This window comes from Ruminococcus sp. Marseille-P328 (assembly GCF_964249465.1).
Taxonomy (GTDB): Bacteria; Bacillota; Clostridia; order Lachnospirales; family Lachnospiraceae; genus Blautia_A; species Blautia_A faecis.
Genome location: NZ_CAXUBQ010000001.1, coordinates 145471 through 164179 on the forward strand (window position 1 = coordinate 145471; position 18709 = coordinate 164179).

Below are 18709 nucleotides of genomic sequence, written 5' to 3' on the forward strand. Positions count from 1 at the left end.
CAATAATCGCATAGCTTCAAAATGTCGAGCAATAACAGCCCAATCATAAAAACTCTGTGCGGTTCTGCTGTCGTATTTGCCCTCCCACAAATGCAGAACGTTTTCAAAGGTCTTGTACCCTACTGTCCTGCCATCCTCTAAAGTAAGCTCGGTATAATCATTATTGAAAATACTCTTTATATACTCTGTGCGGTCTTTGTTATCAGGATTACGTTCATAATAATCTTTGATTTCTTCCAGACTTGCTGATAAATGTGGTGTCGTTCTGAGAATTTCATTGATTACTTCATCACGCCCAAAGAACGGAAGGCTTTTATCCTCGTGTGTTCTGTCGTAATACTCTAAGCGAATATCACTTCCGCTTTCACGATTTCCTGTGCCGAGCTGCGAAGGGAGTTCATCAGACGAACCCATTTCATCATATCCTCCGCTTTCATCTGTTCGCTCACTCCCTCTTTCTGTGCCATCTGGCTCAGGATTGTTTCCTCCATCTTGCTGGCTCTCTGTTCCACTTCCGCCAAGTGCTGTGTCAGTTCGCCCCTCGTCAGGAGATTGTAGTAAAGGACTCTGTGATGTTCCTTCAGAAAATCTCTCCTCATCTGAGCGTATCTGCCCAAAGTCACTTCCGGCTGCTGTGGAAGTTTCAGGTTCGGAAGGCTGTAATCGCCCACCATCGTGTAGGTCAGTTCGTTCATTGTCCAAACTCCTTTCGTCGTTATTTTCAACCTTATTGTATTCATTTCTGTCCTGACCGACAATTATGCGATTTTGACGGTTGAGTGCAGTAATTGTTTTAGATATTTCCGTCAATCCCATTTCTGCAATATCACTGGTAGCAAATCCAAGTGCATTGAGTGTTTCCTGCGTATTGAAATTGGTAACATCTCTGAAATCATCAAGTTCAAAATAACCGTCCGTATCAACGCCAAGCCTTGACATCATCATATATGCCACACTATTTGTCACGACATTTTTATAAATGAAAGCCACAATATCCTCTTCCACTTCCTCGAAGGAACTGCCCTCGGTTGCATAGTAAAGGTCTTGCAGATAATCAGGGATATTATCCTCTGCCGCATTTCTTGCTGCTCCCATAATTGCTTCGGCAAGACTACTCTTATTCTCAATCTCTCCGAAAGTGCTTTCCAATGTTTCAATCACATCAGCTTCGTATTCCTGACGCATATCCCAAATCGGGACTGTTCTTGAATATCTGCTTTCGTGAGTATCTGAAATGTCAAAGTAATGTGTCAGTCTTTGCCGTGAACGGTTTTCATCAGCAAAAACAGCAATACCTCTTGCACCTCGGTTGACCCATCTGCCAAAAATTTTGTTCCACTGCTCTATCTCAAGAACCGCCGTTGCATCAGGTCGCTGTGCATATACAAGTAGCTGCTCGTCATAACGTAACTTATAATTTCGGCAAGCCGAAGCCAAGAATGCCTGCCAGTTCTGAGGATTTGACACAACCGTTTTGCAGGTGCGGTTGTAAAGCTCAGAAATAAGGTCATATTTTCGTGCCATTACTCTTGCACCTCCTTATCGCTGTTTTTCTCTGTTTCTGGTCTTGTTTTTTGACGGTTCGGATTGATTGATAGGTTCAACTTTGCTTCCATTAAGCTCCATTTTTTCAGCAAACTCACATATATGATAGCAGCAATTTCCGACATACAAATGGTAGTCATCAATATACTTGCACACTCTGTCTGCTGTGTGTCCATCACGAAAAGTAATCCTGATTTTTCCACCATCGGGAATATAGAATTTTAAGTTGTAATGACTGTTTATAAATCGAATTTGCTTTTCCTGCGGCTCTGCTCTATTCTCCTGTTGCTTCATTTTCCTTACCTCTCATTTTTGTTGCTTCATCAGAACCGCCGCCCAAATACGAAAAGAGTTTACCGGACTTTGTATTCTTCTGAAGCTCCATAATCACACCCATATCAGGAATCGTGATATTCGGAATTTTCAGGATTGCTTCCATATCAAGCTGCTGCAACTTTTTCTCCGTATCACAACCGGAGTCAAAGAGTTTATTCAGCACCTTAACCTTATTCTGAAAAGTTGCTTTGTCTTTCACGAAAATACCTCCTTAGCTAATGTTGATTACAATAGAAATACTGCCGCTCTGTTCTTCTTTCTGCGGATTACGTGAATACTCAGGAAAAAGGGACTGTACTCTCTGCCTTGCCCTGCGTATGGTTTCAAAACAAGGAAGTCCGTATGCTCGGTAATTAAATACAATATCCTCAAGCGGAAGATTTCCAGCAGGTATATATCCGTACCGATTGTAATAATGCAGAATAAGAAGCATATCATCATACCTCGACATCGGGCATTTCTTTAAGATTTCAAGCACTCGGCTCTCCACCGTTTTCTGTTGTTTCATAATGTTCCTCCAAAAATTAAAGGGACAGAGTTTTTTACGCTCTGCCCCGACTGGTTAATGTTCGCTTGTTACTTACTTCTTACGGTTTTTAACCTGAAGAAAGATAAAGCCGCCGACAATAACGGCGACTAATGCGATAGCGATAATTGTCTTTGCTTCCATTACTCGTTACCCTCCTTTTTCTTCTTTTTGTGTGCAACAACAGACGTTACAGCGATACCGACAGCAGAAAGTCCGGCAAGGACATACCAAAGTTTCATATTGGTATCATCTCCTGTCTTTGGAGTATCCCTCAACTCATTGTGCATTTTTACAACGGCTGTTTCATCAAGTTTGATAGTAACATTCTGGTCGGCAGGTGTGATATATGCGGCAGAGGCATTGTTTGCCACTTCGGATACGGTATATTCGCCAATACGAAGTCCCTCAATCACGATTTCGCCGTTCTTATCTGTTTCAAATGTCATATCATAGCCGTTTGCTCCGGTTACTCTGAACGCAAAACCTTTGACCTTACCGTCTGAAGATGTCTTAACGATTTTCAGTGTTCCACGCATAGCTTCATTGATAAATCCGACACCTGCCTTATTCTCAACGGAATAAGTTGTTTCGTCTTTCTCAATGAAAACAGAGTATTCTCCCTTATCAAGCAGGAAGCCCTCCGGTGCTTTTGTTTCACGGACAATATATTTTCCGTAAAGCAGTTCTTTCATCTCATAAATTCCGGTTTCAGTTTCTTCAAGATTTCCGATAAGTTCATCTCCATCATCAATCTTTCCGTTCTCATTGGTGTCCTTATATACCTCAAAGGTTGCACCCGTAAGCTTGTTATCCGGATATTCAGCGTCCACCTTCGTGAGTCTGATATTGCCGTGAACATACTCATTGACAATCTCAATTTCAACTACCTGCTCGGCTTTGCTAATATTGACCTCATACGCTTTTTCATCAAGAACAAATCCCTTTGGCTGCTCGATTTCTCTTACAATCCATTTGCCATAAGGTACTTTTTCAAAAGAAAAACTACCGTCTTTTGCAGAGATAGTCGTCATAAGTGCAGTATCCTTTGTAAATTCTGTTTCTTCGGCTTTGAAGATACCGATAACAGCACCCTCAAGTGCTTCTCCATTCTCGTCAATCTTCTTACCTGATACAGAACCATAGATAAGTTCATTCTTGATTTCTTTTCCGTCATTTACTTTAATTTCAACCGTTGCGGTATCCTGACCTGCGTATTCAAACACAACCGGATACTTCGTATCAGAGAGAATATAATGCTCATCGGTTGCATTCTCTTTGACATAGTATTTGCCAAACGGAAGGTCTGACTTCATAACAGCAGTTCCATTTTCATTTATGCTGACAATCTCAATCAGTCCATCAGCCGGAATAACGGTACCGCTTGCAGATACAATATCTTCTGCGGCATAAAGACCAAAGCTGATGTTTTTGATTTCTCCGTTGTCGCCAATACCAAATGTCTTATCCTTTTCAATGGCTTTTGCAAGGCTTACCTGAACTTTCTGTCTTTCGTTATAGAATGATGTGGAAGTTTCGGTAACAGAGATATTCTGACCTGCATAAGTAAGCTCAACCGTATGTGTTTCGCCACTCACTACCATTCCATCAGGTGCGGTAATTTCCTTGACCTCGTATTTTCCGAGATAAAGTTCTTTGCTCTTAACAAATCCATCGGAGCTTGTTGTGATAGTATCTACCACTTCGCCCTTTGAATAGCGGAGTGTACCGTCCGGTGTGCTAATATCTTCCGCAGCACGGACTTCATAAACTGCACCCTCAAGTCCTGCCACTTCATAAGCAGGCTGATAAATAACATCACTGTCCTCAGAACCACTTACATTGACACCACTAAATACTTCTCCGGTCTTTTCAACCGTGATAGTACCTTTCTGTGCCATATTCGGCTTATTGACTTTCACAACAGTTACGCCGCCTTCCTCTGTGGAATTTTCTTCGGTAATATCAAAATATACCGGAGTATCATCAAGTACATATCCGTATGGAGCTTGTACCTCTACGATAGAATACCCCTTGCCGTAATCCAGTTTCTCAGGTGTGACAAGAGAACCATTTGCATCGGTATAGAACACATCAATCGTGGTCGGTGTCGGATAAGTAAAGGTCATTTTGACCTGATTACCCTGCGGGTCGTAAATCTTAAATCCTGCTCCTGCATACGGAATACTCTTTCCGCTTTCTGCGTCCACCTTAACTACATTGACAAAGCTCTCGAAGTTACGGTTATTGATAAGATAACGATACGTCTGTGCGTTCTGTGAAATGAACACATCAAAATCGTCCATCATCTCTCTGCCTTCCCAACCAGAAGTCTGGTGTACAGTATAAATACCATACGGCATATCTTTTGTCTGACCAAAGCCATTTTCATCGCAAACGATAGTATCTCTCTCGTCTTTATTGGCTGCGTCATAGCTTCCGGCAGATTTCAGATAAATCTCAAAGGAAGCACCCTTTTCAGGTGTTTCAATCTTTGTTTCTCCATCGTCAGTGTGTTTAATGATAGCCACATTACCTTTGATTACCTGCTCGGTTACATCATTGGAAGTAAGGTTGTGTTCCACCTCATAAAGTTTCGGGTCTGCACCTACTTCATGGATAGTCTTATCAAGCAAATATCCCTCTGACGGTGTGATTTCTCGGATTGTCCAGTCGGTATCACAAACATATTCTTTGGTAGTGAACTGACCGTTTTCATCAGTAACATACTTATCTACAAGCGTTTCTCCCTTATAGATACCGTAAATTGCTCCCGAAAGTTTGGCATTGCCCTGTGCTTCGCCTTTCTCAGCGTCGCTCTTTGTTACTGTTACAGTAAACTTCTTCAAAATATTATTGAAGTTTCTTGTGGTTACTTCTTTCCACTTCACTGGTGCAATCTGATTTTTCGGCACAACATAACGGATAGCCGTGTCTACTTCCTCAAGGGTATATGGTTCAGAACCACTGATAAGCACATCTTTGAAAGTTGCCACACCGTTTTTGTCTGTAACTGCATACTGGTCGACAGCAGCACCGGAAAGAGAAGTACCGAAAAGATGGAACTTCATACCTTCAACAAGATTATCTTCTGAGGACTTCACTACCTGAAGGTCGCCACGCTTCAATTTGTTATTAAAATTGACCTTTGCAACCTGTCCTGCTACAACAGTAACTCTATGTGTTTCCTGCGGCTCGTACTTATCGTATGCCTGCTCGGTTACAGTATAGATACCCGGCATAAGGTTATCAATCTGGAACTTACCGCCATTAGCTGTTGTAACCGTCTGATTGATACCGTTTCCGGTAATCGTGAAGTTAATACCGTCAACCTTGCCGTCCTCACTGGTCTTTACAATCTGACAAGAACCATAGCTGACTTTCATCTTCACATAACCGTTGATACTGTCGCTTACTTCCTGAGCATAGCTGACAACATCCTGCACACTGGAATTCTGACCGTGTTTGCCCTCTGACCATACAACCACACCTCTGCGGACTGCATTTTTCTTGGTTGCGGTAATGGTAAATTCCTTACTCGGTGCTGTATCCATAGAAACCGTAAGTTTGTTACCATTCACTGAAAAGCTCACTCCACTGATGCTTGCCTTGAAATTATATTTGGACAGCACATTATTGGAATCTGTCAGAGTAGTTGTGTACTTGCTTCCGTTCCACTCAAGTTCTATTGTCTTTGCCGAACCGGATGATTTATTACAAAAACTCGGTATGGTCGCATGGTTCTGTACACTCTGCACCATACTGTTGTAATAACTGAAAATCTTATTGCGAAGCGGATGCTTTGCATTGATGACATCTTTCACATTGCTGCAACCACTGGCTGCTACATGATTGAAGTTCACATCACGCTCTCCGATAACAGTTTCCCAGATAAGAAGCTGTGTGGCATAAGCCTGTGCAATGCTGTTTGCTGCTGCTTCATTCTGTGACCTCCAAGATGTCGAGATTGTCCCACGGTAGCCATACTGTAAAATACGACCAACGAAAAGACGGATTTCATCTCCGGAAATAACCCCGTTGGATGCAAGGTTATTAAAATAATTTTCGTCATACTTATTCATTGTCTGACCGACCTTGAGCGAAATTCCCGGCTCAATACAATAAGCAACATTGCCTGAGTATGAGCCAATAGCCTTAAGATTGGTAAAATTAGAACGTCCGGTATGCCAACCATTTTTCAAGGTCAAATTACTGTGTCCCCATACCCCATCGTAATTAGCATCGCCATCACGAGGGAAATCGACCATATAAACATCGGCTTTTTCTCCCGAAGCAGCATATGCTGTTATCGAGCCAATGCCTGCAAAAGTGGTCACACACATAAGGGTCGCCAAGAAAAGCGACGTGACTCTTTTGAATTTTGACTTTATCATTGCGTTTCCTCCTGTAAAAATTGAAAAACACACCGTATCTCTACGATGTGCCTTTGTGGATTTTCTCTTACGACAAGATTTACCTGCCGAAAAACAAATGCGGATTTTTCGTTAATTTTTCATTTTACCATACACCTCCTGTCCGTTCATACTGTGCGATTGCCCCTTAGAGATAGACATATACTTTGAGATAGTTATATTCAAGTGAGATAGTATATATCATTTTCGGTAGGTAAAAGTATAACTAAGGGGTTAGAGTGTGAGAAAGGGGAACTGTAAAACAGGCTATCTGCTGTCACGCTCTGCACGATTACGCAAGAACTTGTTGTAATGCTCCAATGCCTTGCAGACAAAATCCTCCGTCTGACTGACGGGAATATTTTTCGGGATAAGCTGTCTTACTCTGTCGCCCCTCAACACGATTTTTTCCTTTTGGTTCGGCTTTTCCTCAGACATAACAGCGTGGATTGCTTCGGTTGTAAGGTTGCCCTCGTTGAATAACTTTCGCATACGGATTGTCTGGTCGTGTGACGGGGTAGCGTCATTCAGGTCGATTTCGTCAACCACATCACGCTGGCAATCTTCATCAAGATAGGAAAGTTCTACGGCAGGACGCATTTTGATACGCCCCTCATCAACAAATTCAAGCAGTTCGGGAACAAGGTTTGTTAAACGAATATAACGACGAACTTGCGTTTGACTGTCGCCCGATTGTTCTCCGATTATTTGAGCAGTTTCTTTGCCATCCGACTTCCGACCCAGTGGGTTGGAAGTTAAATCTGTTCTTTTCCCTTGTCTGCTTAATGCTTCTAAACGCATTTTATAGGCAAAGGCTTTTTCACTCGGCAATATCTCTGACCTTTGGAAATTACTCTCAACCATTAAAATGGTCGCTTCATCTCTGTTCAGGTCTACAATCTCACTTCTCAGTGTTTCAAATCCTGCCAGTTCACAAGCTCGCTTTCGTCTGTGTCCTGAAACAAGTTCATATCTGCCGTCCTCTTTCTGCCTTACCGTTGCCGGAGTAATAACCCCTCTTTCCTTGACACTCTCCACAAGCTGCATCATATCTTCATCGTCCCTGACCTTAAACGGATGGTCTGGGAAATCATCAATCAGCTCTAACGGAATATCTCGGATTTTTGAAAGCTGTTCTTCATCTCTCTGTGCCTGAGTGGTAAATAAATCATCGAGCTTCGTGAGAGTGAAGTCGCTCTTTCTTCCTGCCATCGGCTAACACCTCCTTTGTAAATTCAGCGTATGCCTTAGACACTGTGCTATTTGGCTCATAAGCATAAATGCTCTTGCCTTTGGAAGAAGTTTCAGCGGCTTTTACGGCAATCGGGATTTGTGTTCGATACATTCTTATCTGATTACCGAAGTTTGCCCTGAGTGCTTCAACCGTACTCTTTGCAAGGTTTGTTCGGCTATCCACCAAAGTAAGCAGCATACCGTCTATCTTAATATCCGGATTGATATACTTCTTTACTTTTGAAATAGTCTGCACAAGCTGTGTCATACCCTTTGCCGGCAAATACTGAGCCTGAACCGGAATGATAACACTGTCTGCCGCCGATAAAGCATTAAGAGTAACCATACCAAGTGAAGGCATACAGTCTATAATTACATAATCATATCTGTTTTTCACTTGACTCAGATAATTCTTGAGTGTAGTTTCTCTGCTCATTGCGTTTACAAGGTTAAATTCCATTGCTGAAAGCTCAAGGTTTGCCGGAACAAGGTCAACACCTTCTTCGTGGTGCAGGATACCAACCATAGGGTCTGTCATCGTTTCATTGATTACATCTGTGAGTTTCGTTGCAAGCGTGATACCCAAACCGTCTGTATCCTGCCAACCAAGACAAGTCGTTAAATCGCCCTGCGGGTCTGCGTCTATGAGCAATACTTTCTTGCCCTGCATTGCAAGCCCGACTCCGAGATTAACTGTTGTGGTGGTCTTTCCGACTCCGCCTTTCTGGTTACATACGGAAATCGTTTTACAGTTTGACACTTCTTTTTGCCCTCCTTTCTGAAAATTCATAGCCACCGCATTATGGCTATGTACCTGACCGACTCATTTCCTAATCGGTCATAGCAATATTTGTTCTCAACACCCCTTGCCAAGCAAAATGCTTATGGGAAGTCACTAAGGAACAGACTGCTTATCTGTATCATAGGATTCTAACCTCTGCCGGGTACTCCGCCAGCTCCGTAGAGAAGTATCATTATCATTCTGACTGTCATCGCCATATCAGGGGCAACCTGATACTCATAGCCGGAGTTCTCGCTATTCTGAAATACAGAAATCACGGCGTACCTGCTAAAGTGGCTATCATCAGAAGTAAAGTCTTAGTGAATGACTTATTCAATTTTCAAGTGAAAAGGCTTCCGTTTTTGCTATCTGGAATGAACCCCTTCACTCATTTGGACAAAGGGGTATGAAATGCACACCCAAAATCGCCGCTTTTCCAAAAATTTTTCAAAAAAATTTTTGAAATAAAAAAAGCCGCCTGCTCCGGTTAGGAAACAGACGGCAAAACACGTTCTAAATGTATTCAATTTTCAATTTCTTTTTCTTTGCTTCAAGCACTTTACAGAGGACATCATCTACTGCATCGGTGTATCGTCCCTGAGCTGCTAAATTGTTCTTCAGTTCAATGAGCGATTGTATCACTCGGCTTCGTTCTTCTTCATTTAAGTATAGATGATAGGTTTTCTCTCTCATTGGCTGTCCCTCCATCTTTCAAATGTATTTTTTATTATCTCCACATCTTCCTCGGTATCGGAAGAAATAAATATATGTACGCTCTGAAAAGCTTTCTTTAAGCTATTGGCATAATCCAGTTCTGTGCCTTTCATCGGCAGCTTAATCAGCCTTATCCCTCGTTGCTTACACATATATGCTTTCATTATTTCTATATTCTCATCAGCACTTCCGGACTCAATAGCCAACTTTTCTGAAGGTATGTATGTTTCAAGCGGAACTCCAAGCAATCGGTCAGAACCAAGTTCTGCTTTCAAGCCTTTCTTATTAGAATAATAGCTGACAGCCAAAGCAGGAAATAATGACAAATACTCCTGCTCACAAAATCGACAGCCTTTATTCAATATCGTTCTTTCATTTATCTTCATACTCCACGAATGACCGTGCCTGCATTTCCACCACGCTCTCTTTGCCGAAGTTCGTGATACTTGTGTCGGTTTCAATTTATTCTGTTCATAATCCCATTCGCTAAGAAGCTGACTGTCTGTTGTCGCCAAATCATTATATCCGGCAAGGACTTCTCTCTCTGCACAAACGGGGCATACCGTACCTTTTACACGAGCATTGATAACTGATTTCCACTCATTACCGCATTTTCTGCACTTCCACCAGACATTTTTCCTCGACTTTGCATTTACCTCATCAGGCTTCAATGACAAGTTCTTCTCCGACCACTCAGAAGCAATTTCAGGGTGTGTTGTCTGCAAATCGTTAAACCCTTTCAGGAATATGTACCCACTGCAATACGGGCATTTGCTCCCACCGGAACGAGTAGAAATAAGGGTGTTCCACTCTCTTCTGCAATCCTTACACTTCCACCAAGCCTTACGATTGGCAAAGACCGTAACCTGAGTTGGAAGTAACGGATAATTTCTATCCGACCACTCGGCAGCTATATCCGGCAGAAGTGTTGCAAGGTCATTAAATCCTGCCAACACTTTATTATGGGAGCAATACGGGCAACCTGTTTTATTTATTGTCCTGCTCTTAACGGCTGCTTCCCACTCGTGACCTTTCTCGCATCTCCAAATCACTTTCTTATGAGAACCAATAGAAACCTCTGTCGGTTTTATCTTATTCTTTTTCGACCACTGCTTTACCAGTAGCGGCTCTAATGTCGCCAAATCGTTAATCCCTGCAATCACTCTCGCACCGGAACATATCGGGCATTTTTCTCCATTAGAACGAGCCTTAACGCTTGTCTGCCATTCGTGACCGCAAGCACCTCTCCACCATACTTTTTTATTTGAACCAAAGGTAATATCATCAGGTGTAAGCGGTATGTTCTTCTCCGACCACTCCGAAACAAGCTCCGGGTGTACTTCTGCTAAACTGTTGTTCATAGCCAAACCTCAACCTCCTTGTGCTTAGAGTATATGAAGTTTTGGCTTTATCTTGTAGTTTGCGAATATCCGTATAAATAGAAAAAGCCCTTTGAGAAAAGGATTTCTCCTCTCTCAAAGGGTAAATTGAAAAACTTGAATCTGTACTACCGAATAAAATTAGTCAGTATTTTTTCTTCTGTATCAGGCATTTCAATTCCTTGCTTTTTTCCAAGTGCAATACATTTTAATAACCATGCCATATTATTGGCAAGTGTTCTCATTGTCTGCATTCCCTCTAAATCCTGTCTCACATCATCCGGTGTAAATCCGTGTACCTGATTCCAATACTGCGATGAAACAACAGGCATACTATTCATCGTAAAGTACTTGTTTAACTGATCAAAGGTTGCTGATGCTCCACCACGTCTACAGCTAACAACAGCAGCACCAAGTTTTCCCTCAAACTTACCACTTCCTGCAAAAAATGCTCGGTCAAGAAATGATGTAATCTGTCCACTTGCCCCTGCATAATAAACCGGAGAGCCTAATACGATTCCGTCTATTTCCGGCAGCTTTGCAATGAATTCATTAACACGGTCATCAACAAAACATTTCCCGGTTTTTTGACAGTTTCCACAGGCGATACAACCTGCTATTGGCTTTACACCTAAATACATCATCTCTGTTTTAATTCCATTTGCCTCAAGGGTATCTGCAACTTCTTTTAATGCTGTGTATGTGCATCCTTCCTTGTGAGGACTTCCATTTATCAATAATACTTTCATCGTAACCTCCTTAAAAATCTGTATAGGATGCTGTATCTTGCATTTCATCCATTAGCTGTACTGTGTTTAAGGCAATTTCTCGAATTCCGTTACAGCAATCTGTTCCCATTGGAAGGGATTCCGGTGGATTATCCATTTCTGCAACCTTGATATAGAGTTCTGCGGCTTTCTTTGGATTACCTGCTTGCGTTCCATTTTGTCCATTATAAAAATCCATATTTTCATCATAAAGGTCTTGATATGGGGAGTGTTCCGCTATATCTGTTTTATGTGAAGCCCCAAAAAACTCTGTTCTCATAAATCCGGGTTTTACATCCGTAACGTGAATTCCGAATTGCTTAACCTCCATTGCCAATGTTTCAGAAAGAGCCTTTACAGCGTGCTTTGTCGCACAATATGGACCGGATAAAGGACCGACATTATAGGCACCCAAACTGCTCACATTAAAAATATGACCGCTGTTCTGTTTTCTCATTATCGGTAATGCAGCTCTGATAACATTTAGCAGTCCAAAAACATTGATGTCAAATAGTTCTCGAACAGCTTTATCACTCATTTCTTCAATCGTTGCCAAATGTGTATATCCTGCATTATTGACCACTACATCCACTCTTCCGAATTTCAACACTGTCTTTTTCAATGCGGTTTTTACGCTTTCTTCATCTGCAAGATTCATTGAGAGTGGTAAAAACTGTTCACTTTCATTTCCAAAAGCTTCTATTAAAGCCTGCTTGTTTCTACTCGTCGCTGATACCATATAACCTTGTTCCAATAATTCGTTAACCAATGCGTGTCCTAACCCTTTGGAACATCCTGTAACAAACCATACTTTCTTATTTTTCATTTTTCTTCCTGCCTTTCCAAATTAACTTCTGCATATATTCGTGACTCCATTCGTCTTCCTTGCCGGCTAAAAGTTTTGCATAATGGTCAACTTTTCTATCCAACACTTTTATTCTCAGCTTCAAGTTTTCAATTTCTTCCAGTGTCTTTTCTCGCTGTTTGGACATAATCTCGAACCTTTGCTGTAATGTAGAATCACCCTGCTGATACAATTCAATGTATCTTTTTATTTCTTTTAAAGGCAATCCTGTATCCCTAAGTGAAATACTGACAAAAAGCCATTCTAATTCCATATCATCAAAAATTCGCTGATTATATGAATCTCGTTTTGTTCCCGGTATCAATCCCTGGTCATCATAATATCTGACTGTATGAACTGAAACTCCAAGAATATCAGCTACTTCCTTTACTGTATACATAGTCTTTGCCTCCTTAATTGCAGTATACAGCATTCGAGTTACTCGAATGCAAGAAGTTTTTTAAAGAGTGCAGGATTTTATTAAAATCTATACACTCTTACTCCTAATTTCTTTACAAATTCAGATTTGCATTTCCATTCATTTTAGAAAATGGGCAATCCCGATTGGGACTGCCCATTCATCTTGAAAATTATGCGATTTTTTCTTGCTTGCACCGATTTCTGCATCAATTGATGTAAGTTTGATGTAAATCGCTGTTTTTTCAGTTTTTTATCAAATGAAGTACGTCCCGTCTATTTGATAAAACGGTACATCTTTACATCATCTTAATAGAGCTTTGCACCTGCTGGAATGTGGTCATCAACCATCAGAAGGTTCAGTCCTTCGTGACCGTCTTCCTCGTGTACTGCTGAAATCAGCATACCTTCGGAATCAATTCCCATCATCTTTCTTGGTGGCAGGTTCACGATAGCAATTGCTGTCTTACCAACCAGTTCTTCCGGCTCGTAATACTCGTGAATACCGCTTAAAATCACACGGTCTTTGCGTTCTCCGTCATCTAATGTAAACTTCAGAAGCTTCTTTGACTTCGGTACTGCTTCACAAGCTAAAATCTTAACTGCACGGAAATCAGACTTACTGAATGTATCGAAATCTACCATTTCTTCAAAGATTGGCTCAATCTTTACGTTGGAGAAATCAATCTTTTCAGATTCAGTTTTTACATTTTTTTCAGGTGCTTCAGAAGCTGTATTATTTACATCATTTTTCTTATTTACACCATCTAAGGACTTCATTGTCGGGAACAGCAACACATCACGAATAGCCTGGCTGTCTGTCAGAAGCATAACAAGACGGTCGATTCCGTATCCGATACCACCTGTCGGCGGCATACCGATTTCCAGCGCATTCAGGAAATCTTCATCTGTATGGTTTGCTTCTTCATCACCAGCATCTGCAAGTGCATCCTGCGCCTTGAAACGTTCGCGCTGATCAATCGGATCATTCAGCTCGGAATATGCGTTACACATTTCCCATGTATTAATGAAAAGCTCAAAACGCTCTACCTTGTTTGGATCAGAAGGTTTCTTCTTAGTCAACGGAGAAATCTCGATTGGGTGATCCATAATAAATGTAGGCTGAATCAGCTCTTTCTCACAATATTCTTCGAAGAAGAGATTGATAATATCGCCTTTCTTGTGACGCTCCTCATACTCGATATGATGTTCGGCAGCAAGCTTCTTGGCAGCTTCATCATCTGCAACCTGGTCAAAGTCAATTCCTGCATATTTCTTGATCGCATCATTCATGGTCAGACGCTCAAATGGCTTTCCAAGATCAATCTCGATACCATTGTAAGAAATCTTAGTGGAACCGCAGACCTTCTCTGCCAGATAGCGGAACATGGATTCGGTAAGTTCCATCATTCCTTCATAATCTGTATATGCCTGGTAAAGCTCCATCAGTGTAAATTCCGGATTGTGACGGGTATCAACACCCTCATTACGGAATACACGGCCAATCTCGTAGACTCTTTCAAGTCCGCCAACGATCAGTCGTTTCAGATAAAGTTCCAGTGAAATACGAAGCTTAACATCTTCATTCAGTGCATTGTAATGTGTCTCAAATGGTCTGGCAGCTGCACCACCAGCATTGGAAACCAGCATTGGAGTCTCTACTTCCATGAAGTCACGGCCAGCAAGGAAGTTTCGGATCTCTTTAATGACCTGAGAGCGCTTGATAAATACGTTCTTGCTCTCCTGGTTCATGATCAGATCTACATATCTCTGACGATAACGCATATCTGTATCTGTCAGTCCGTGGAATTTCTCCGGAAGGATCTGCAGGCTCTTTGATAAAAGAGTCATTTTCTCTGCATGAATAGAAATCTCACCGGTTCTGGTTCTAAATGCAAAACCTTCCAGACCGAAGATATCGCCGATATCAGATTTCTTAAAGTCTGCATAAGAATCTGCTCCGATAGCGTCTCTTGCAACATATACCTGAATGTTTCCCTGTAAGTCCTGGATATTGCAGAAAGAAGCTTTTCCCATGACTCTCTTGAACATCATACGTCCAGCGATTGCCACATGGAGCGGGCTGGCATCCATAATACTTCTTCTCTCTTCGTAGTCGTTCTTCTGAACTTCCTTCGCCTGCTCTTCATCAAGACCTGTTACATCCGGCTCTGTACGATCCTTCAGCAGCTCTGCTTCGTGTGCCTCATAAAGGTTCTTTACTTCCAATGAATGATGGGTCTGATTAAATTTTGTTATCTGAAATGGATCCTTGCCATTCGCCTGAAGCTCTGCCAGTTTATCACGGCGGATTTTCAGAAGCTGATTCAGATCCTGATTCTTCTGTTCTGCCACTTTTGTGCCTCCTTAAATATTACGCTGGATTTCCAGCACTTTGTACTTCATGATACCGGATGGCAGCTCTACTTCTACAATATCACCTGTGTGTGCGCCCATAAGAGCCTTTCCTACAGGAGATTCATTAGAAATCTTGCCTTCCAGGCTGTTTGCCTCTGTGGAGCCAACCAGCTTCAGTTCTATATCTTCGTCAAACTCGAAGTCATGTACTCTTACTTTACATCCTACGCTGATCTTGTCAAGATCTACTTCGTCCTCAACTACAACCTCAGCGTTCTTCAGGATTTTCTCAATTTCTTCAATACGCGCTTCGATATCTCTCTGCTCATCTTTAGCTGCATCGTACTCTGCATTCTCGGACAGGTCTCCCTGCTCTCTTGCCTCTTTGATCTTACCTGCTACTTCTTTTCTTTTTACTACCTTTAAATCATGCAGCTCTTCTTCCAGTTTTTTAAGTCCTGCATAGGTTAGTAAGTTCTTCTTTTCTTCCATTATAGCCTTACTCCCTTTCATTCCGGCGGCTTGTCGCCCCGTATCATACATTTCTTATATGCTGTTTCTCCCGGAAAATTCCATTACTATAAAAGTCCTGAACAAAAAGCTGCAGAAATATACCAACCACAGATAACATTCATTCGCCAGACAGTCCACTTTTATAATTGTTAATGCCTGCAGAAGCAGACATTTCATTACCCAAAAGGGTACAAATTCACTAGGATATTCACAGTTTCACCATTATAGCTAAATCAACAGGCATTGTCAAGACAGAAAAATAGCGAACAAATGTAAAAAAAGATGCCGCAGAACCACCATTTTCCGTGATTCTGCGGCATCTTACTTCTTAATTATGCTATTCTCTCAGAATATGCTTCTGAAGGGGGAAACGTTATCCTTCGATGGCAATGTGTTTCTTCTCTTCCACTGCTGGTTTCGCTTCTTTCTTCGGAACAAACAGTTTCAGAATGCCATGTTTAAACTCAGCCTTAATATCCTCCTGCTGTACGTCCTCGCCTACATAAAAGCTTCTGCTGCAGGCTCCTGCGTAACGCTCCCTGCGGATATAATGACCTGATTCTTTCTCCTGCTCATCTTTGTCCAGACCTTTCTCAGCGCTGATGGTCAGATAGCCATTCTCCAGGGAAGCCTTAATCTCATCTTTGGTAAATCCTGGAAGATCAACTACCAGCTGATAACCGTTATCCATTTCCTTAATATCAGTCTTCATAACGTGGCTGGCTCTCTTGCCATAAAGCTTCTTCTCGGTATCTTTCATTGCTTTATCATCATAATAGAATGGAAAATCATTAAAGAAATCATCAAATAAGTTCTCTCCAAAAATACTAGGCATTAACATAAGTCATCTCTCCTTTTTATATATGCTGTTTACCTTGTTTCTTGGAACTCGGGTGGTAGGGAATTCATAAAGCCTTTCGCTTTTGCTTTCTTTTTATCCCCTTCCTTTGTTCTAGTTGTAATATAGCACATATTATTAGCACTGTCAAGTGGTGAGTGCTAATTTTTTGAGATTTTTTTTGCAAACTCTTTAAAATCAATGGTTTGCAGTATCTTATTTCTTTTGAAATTGTGATTTTTTCTGTTTTGACACCAATTTGACACCAATTTCTCTTTTTGTGGTGTCAAGCATTTAACACCATACTATCTAGTCTTGCAATCTCATTTTCAATCCTTGTCAGCTCTCCAATATGGTTATACACTTCCATTGTTACATCTATATGAGCGTGTCCCATAATATATTGAAGAACTTTTACGTCCATACGGCACTCTGCCATTCTGGTACAAGCTGTATGACGCATTACATGAGCTGAAAACTTTGGTAACAGCTCTGCTTTCCTATGCTCTTTTTTTGCTCTCTCTACTTCGGTTTTGTTATATGCGTCTACAATGTTATATAAAATACTATTTACGCCATTCGGCATAAGCGGTCTGCCCGATTTCGCTGTAAAGACAAACCCCGAATACCCGTCCACCTCAATGCTCTTATCCTTTGCAAGCATGAAATTGATTTTCCTTTGTTCCTCAAAGGCTTTTGCAACTTCTTGTGTCATAGGTATAATACGAATACCCGACTCCGTTTTTGGTGTTGAGATATGGAACTTGCAACCATCGCCTAAATTCTTATAAATGAGCTGGTGGTCTACATTAACCGTCTTTGCCTTGATGTTTATATCTTTCCATGTAAGACCAATAAGCTCCCCACACCTTAACCCCGTACCAATCATTATGGTAAACATGGGATAATATGTGTTATAGACATTGCTCTGTTTTACAAACTCCATAAACTTTTCTTGTTGAGGAACTGTTAAGGCTTCTTTTTCCTCTGCTGGTTTTCCATAATCGCTAATGGAACTTTTTGCAGGGTTCTTTCGGATAATATCATCATCAACAGCCATTTCTAATGCAGGATAAAGCAGGTTATGAATATACTTGATTGTAGAATAAGCATATCCAGCTTTGGAAAGCTTCGCATAATACGCTTTAATATGTGAGGGTAAAAGCTGAACAACTTTAATATTTCCAATCTCGTCTTTTACTCTGTTTTCCCAAGCACGAACATAACTAACTCTTGTAGTATCAGCCAGCTCACGAGTTGCCATATAACGCTCAAATAACGTGTTGAGCGTCATTTTTTTGATTGCTCCGTCTGTCAGTATGTTATCTTCCATATCCTTTGCAATCTGCTTCTCTTTTTCCCGAAGTTCGGGTAAATCTTGTGCATAGACTGTCAATCTCTTGCCTGTTCTTACATCTGTATAACGATAACTGTATCTTCCGTCATTACGCCAGTTTTCGCCCTCCCTTAATTTTCTTCCTTTAGGGTCTTTTCTACTAATTGCCATGAGAACCATTCCTTTCTGAAAAAGCCTCTTTTCTTGTTCTCACAGCGTGCTTTGTCCTTTTTTATTATACTACACACGCCAGAGAACATAAATAGAAAATCGCTCTATTCTTCCAAATATAGCAAGTAATTCTTGACTTTTTCTATGGAATAAAGAACCCTGCGACCTATCACAATTTTTGCTCCTGCCTGCTCGCCTATTTTTCTTGCAGTAGCACGACCACAAGATAACCTAGCAGACAGTCCCTCTATATCAACAGCAATCGGCTGTTCCGTTGCTCTTATCTTCGTTTTATTCATGTTCCAACACCTTACCTCGCTGGAACATCACATCATTTAACACATCAGTATTTAACATAATGTAACACCCCCTTTACTGTGTGTCTATTTATAAGTTACATAAGCAGACAGACGGCTTTGGAAAGCTCCATTAGTATCTCAACTATTCCCATTCTTGTGGGCAGAACCGCACCATGCGGACGTATCATTATTCTGTGAGGATAGGTCATGGCAAAACGACTTTTCCAACAGTCGCTCTCG

16 protein-coding genes are annotated in these 18709 nt (G+C 41.3%); all 16 read right to left on the reverse strand.

Annotated features, from left to right (window positions below; translation table 11 throughout):
- Positions 1–341: 341 nt before the first annotated feature.
- On the reverse strand, positions 342–740 hold the full coding sequence (locus ACESTK_RS00705; RefSeq protein ID WP_318289587.1) for a TnpV protein: 399 nt from the start codon (positions 738–740) through the stop codon (positions 342–344).
- Positions 741–1819: 1079 nt separating this feature from the next.
- Positions 1820–2080: a hypothetical protein gene (locus ACESTK_RS00710; RefSeq protein WP_023920501.1), complete on the reverse strand. Its 261-nt coding sequence runs from the start codon at positions 2078–2080 to the stop codon at positions 1820–1822.
- Positions 2081–2092: 12 nt separating this feature from the next.
- Complete coding sequence (locus tag ACESTK_RS00715) at positions 2093–2389, reverse strand: hypothetical protein (RefSeq protein WP_054754262.1); 297 nt, start codon at positions 2387–2389, stop codon at positions 2093–2095.
- Positions 2390–2550: 161 nt separating this feature from the next.
- Positions 2551–6801 (reverse strand): SpaA isopeptide-forming pilin-related protein, encoded by a 4251-nt coding sequence (locus tag ACESTK_RS00720; RefSeq protein WP_117963939.1) that lies wholly within the window; start codon positions 6799–6801, stop codon positions 2551–2553.
- A 285-nt stretch (positions 6802–7086) separates the two neighbouring features.
- Positions 7087–8031 carry a ParB/RepB/Spo0J family partition protein gene (locus tag ACESTK_RS00725; protein WP_117825218.1) on the reverse strand — a complete coding sequence of 315 codons (945 nt, stop codon included), beginning with the start codon at positions 8029–8031 and terminating at the stop codon, positions 7087–7089.
- Positions 7988–8812: a ParA family protein gene (locus ACESTK_RS00730; protein ID WP_054754259.1), complete on the reverse strand. Its 825-nt coding sequence runs from the start codon at positions 8810–8812 to the stop codon at positions 7988–7990. Before ACESTK_RS00730 ends, ACESTK_RS00725 begins: the two co-directional genes overlap by 44 nt.
- Before the next feature lie 534 nt (positions 8813–9346).
- The gene (locus ACESTK_RS00735) at positions 9347–9526 is read right to left on the reverse strand and encodes a hypothetical protein (protein WP_002594660.1); all 180 of its coding nucleotides are present in this window, start codon (positions 9524–9526) and stop codon (positions 9347–9349) included.
- Positions 9523–10908: a zinc-ribbon domain-containing protein gene (locus tag ACESTK_RS00740; RefSeq protein ID WP_117825216.1), complete on the reverse strand. Its 1386-nt coding sequence runs from the start codon at positions 10906–10908 to the stop codon at positions 9523–9525. Before ACESTK_RS00740 ends, ACESTK_RS00735 begins: the two co-directional genes overlap by 4 nt.
- Positions 10909–11054: 146 nt before the next feature.
- A complete protein-coding gene (locus tag ACESTK_RS00745; RefSeq protein ID WP_117825211.1) occupies positions 11055–11675 on the reverse strand; it encodes a flavodoxin family protein in 621 nt (206 codons plus the stop codon).
- 10 nt (positions 11676–11685) lie between these two features.
- Entirely contained in the window at positions 11686–12519 is an 834-nt protein-coding gene (locus tag ACESTK_RS00750; protein WP_117825208.1) for an SDR family oxidoreductase, read from the reverse strand.
- Positions 12509–12937, reverse strand: coding sequence for a MerR family transcriptional regulator (locus ACESTK_RS00755; protein ID WP_054754248.1), 429 nt, complete (start codon positions 12935–12937; stop codon positions 12509–12511). The genes ACESTK_RS00750 and ACESTK_RS00755 overlap by 11 nt, the downstream gene beginning before the upstream one ends.
- A gap of 326 nt (positions 12938–13263) precedes the next feature.
- On the reverse strand, positions 13264–15309 hold the full coding sequence (gene lysS, locus ACESTK_RS00760) for a lysine--tRNA ligase (protein ID WP_373118173.1): 2046 nt from the start codon (positions 15307–15309) through the stop codon (positions 13264–13266).
- A gap of 12 nt (positions 15310–15321) precedes the next feature.
- Complete coding sequence (greA, locus tag ACESTK_RS00765) at positions 15322–15804, reverse strand: transcription elongation factor GreA (RefSeq protein ID WP_148461413.1); 483 nt, start codon at positions 15802–15804, stop codon at positions 15322–15324.
- Positions 15805–16198: 394 nt separating this feature from the next.
- Positions 16199–16666: an Hsp20/alpha crystallin family protein gene (locus ACESTK_RS00770; RefSeq protein ID WP_148461412.1), complete on the reverse strand. Its 468-nt coding sequence runs from the start codon at positions 16664–16666 to the stop codon at positions 16199–16201.
- Positions 16667–16949: 283 nt separating this feature from the next.
- Positions 16950–18170 carry a tyrosine-type recombinase/integrase gene (locus tag ACESTK_RS00775; RefSeq protein ID WP_373118177.1) on the reverse strand — a complete coding sequence of 407 codons (1221 nt, stop codon included), beginning with the start codon at positions 18168–18170 and terminating at the stop codon, positions 16950–16952.
- Positions 18171–18274: 104 nt separating this feature from the next.
- The gene (locus tag ACESTK_RS00780; RefSeq protein WP_373118180.1) at positions 18275–18469 is read right to left on the reverse strand and encodes a hypothetical protein; all 195 of its coding nucleotides are present in this window, start codon (positions 18467–18469) and stop codon (positions 18275–18277) included.
- Positions 18470–18709 lie beyond the last annotated feature (240 nt).

What these genes read in the sequence shown, in the direction of transcription:
- ACESTK_RS00705 (WP_318289587.1), bottom strand. Translation starts at nt 740, where the DNA reads ATGAATACAATAAGGTTGAAAATAACGACGAAAGGAGTTTGGACAATG.
- ACESTK_RS00715 (WP_054754262.1), bottom strand. Translation starts at nt 2,389, where the DNA reads ATGAAACAACAGAAAACGGTGGAGAGCCGAGTGCTTGAAATCTTAAAG.
- ACESTK_RS00720 (WP_117963939.1), bottom strand. Translation starts at nt 6,801, where the DNA reads ATGATAAAGTCAAAATTCAAAAGAGTCACGTCGCTTTTCTTGGCGACC.
- ACESTK_RS00725 (WP_117825218.1), bottom strand. Translation starts at nt 8,031, where the DNA reads ATGGCAGGAAGAAAGAGCGACTTCACTCTCACGAAGCTCGATGATTTA.
- ACESTK_RS00735 (WP_002594660.1), bottom strand. Translation starts at nt 9,526, where the DNA reads ATGAGAGAGAAAACCTATCATCTATACTTAAATGAAGAAGAACGAAGC.
- ACESTK_RS00740 (WP_117825216.1), bottom strand. Translation starts at nt 10,908, where the DNA reads ATGAACAACAGTTTAGCAGAAGTACACCCGGAGCTTGTTTCGGAGTGG.
- ACESTK_RS00745 (WP_117825211.1), bottom strand. Translation starts at nt 11,675, where the DNA reads ATGAAAGTATTATTGATAAATGGAAGTCCTCACAAGGAAGGATGCACA.
- ACESTK_RS00750 (WP_117825208.1), bottom strand. Translation starts at nt 12,519, where the DNA reads ATGAAAAATAAGAAAGTATGGTTTGTTACAGGATGTTCCAAAGGGTTA.
- ACESTK_RS00755 (WP_054754248.1), bottom strand. Translation starts at nt 12,937, where the DNA reads ATGTATACAGTAAAGGAAGTAGCTGATATTCTTGGAGTTTCAGTTCAT.
- greA (WP_148461413.1), bottom strand. Translation starts at nt 15,804, where the DNA reads ATGGAAGAAAAGAAGAACTTACTAACCTATGCAGGACTTAAAAAACTG.
- ACESTK_RS00770 (WP_148461412.1), bottom strand. Translation starts at nt 16,666, where the DNA reads ATGTTAATGCCTAGTATTTTTGGAGAGAACTTATTTGATGATTTCTTT.
- ACESTK_RS00775 (WP_373118177.1), bottom strand. Translation starts at nt 18,170, where the DNA reads ATGGCAATTAGTAGAAAAGACCCTAAAGGAAGAAAATTAAGGGAGGGC.
- ACESTK_RS00780 (WP_373118180.1), bottom strand. Translation starts at nt 18,469, where the DNA reads ATGAATAAAACGAAGATAAGAGCAACGGAACAGCCGATTGCTGTTGAT.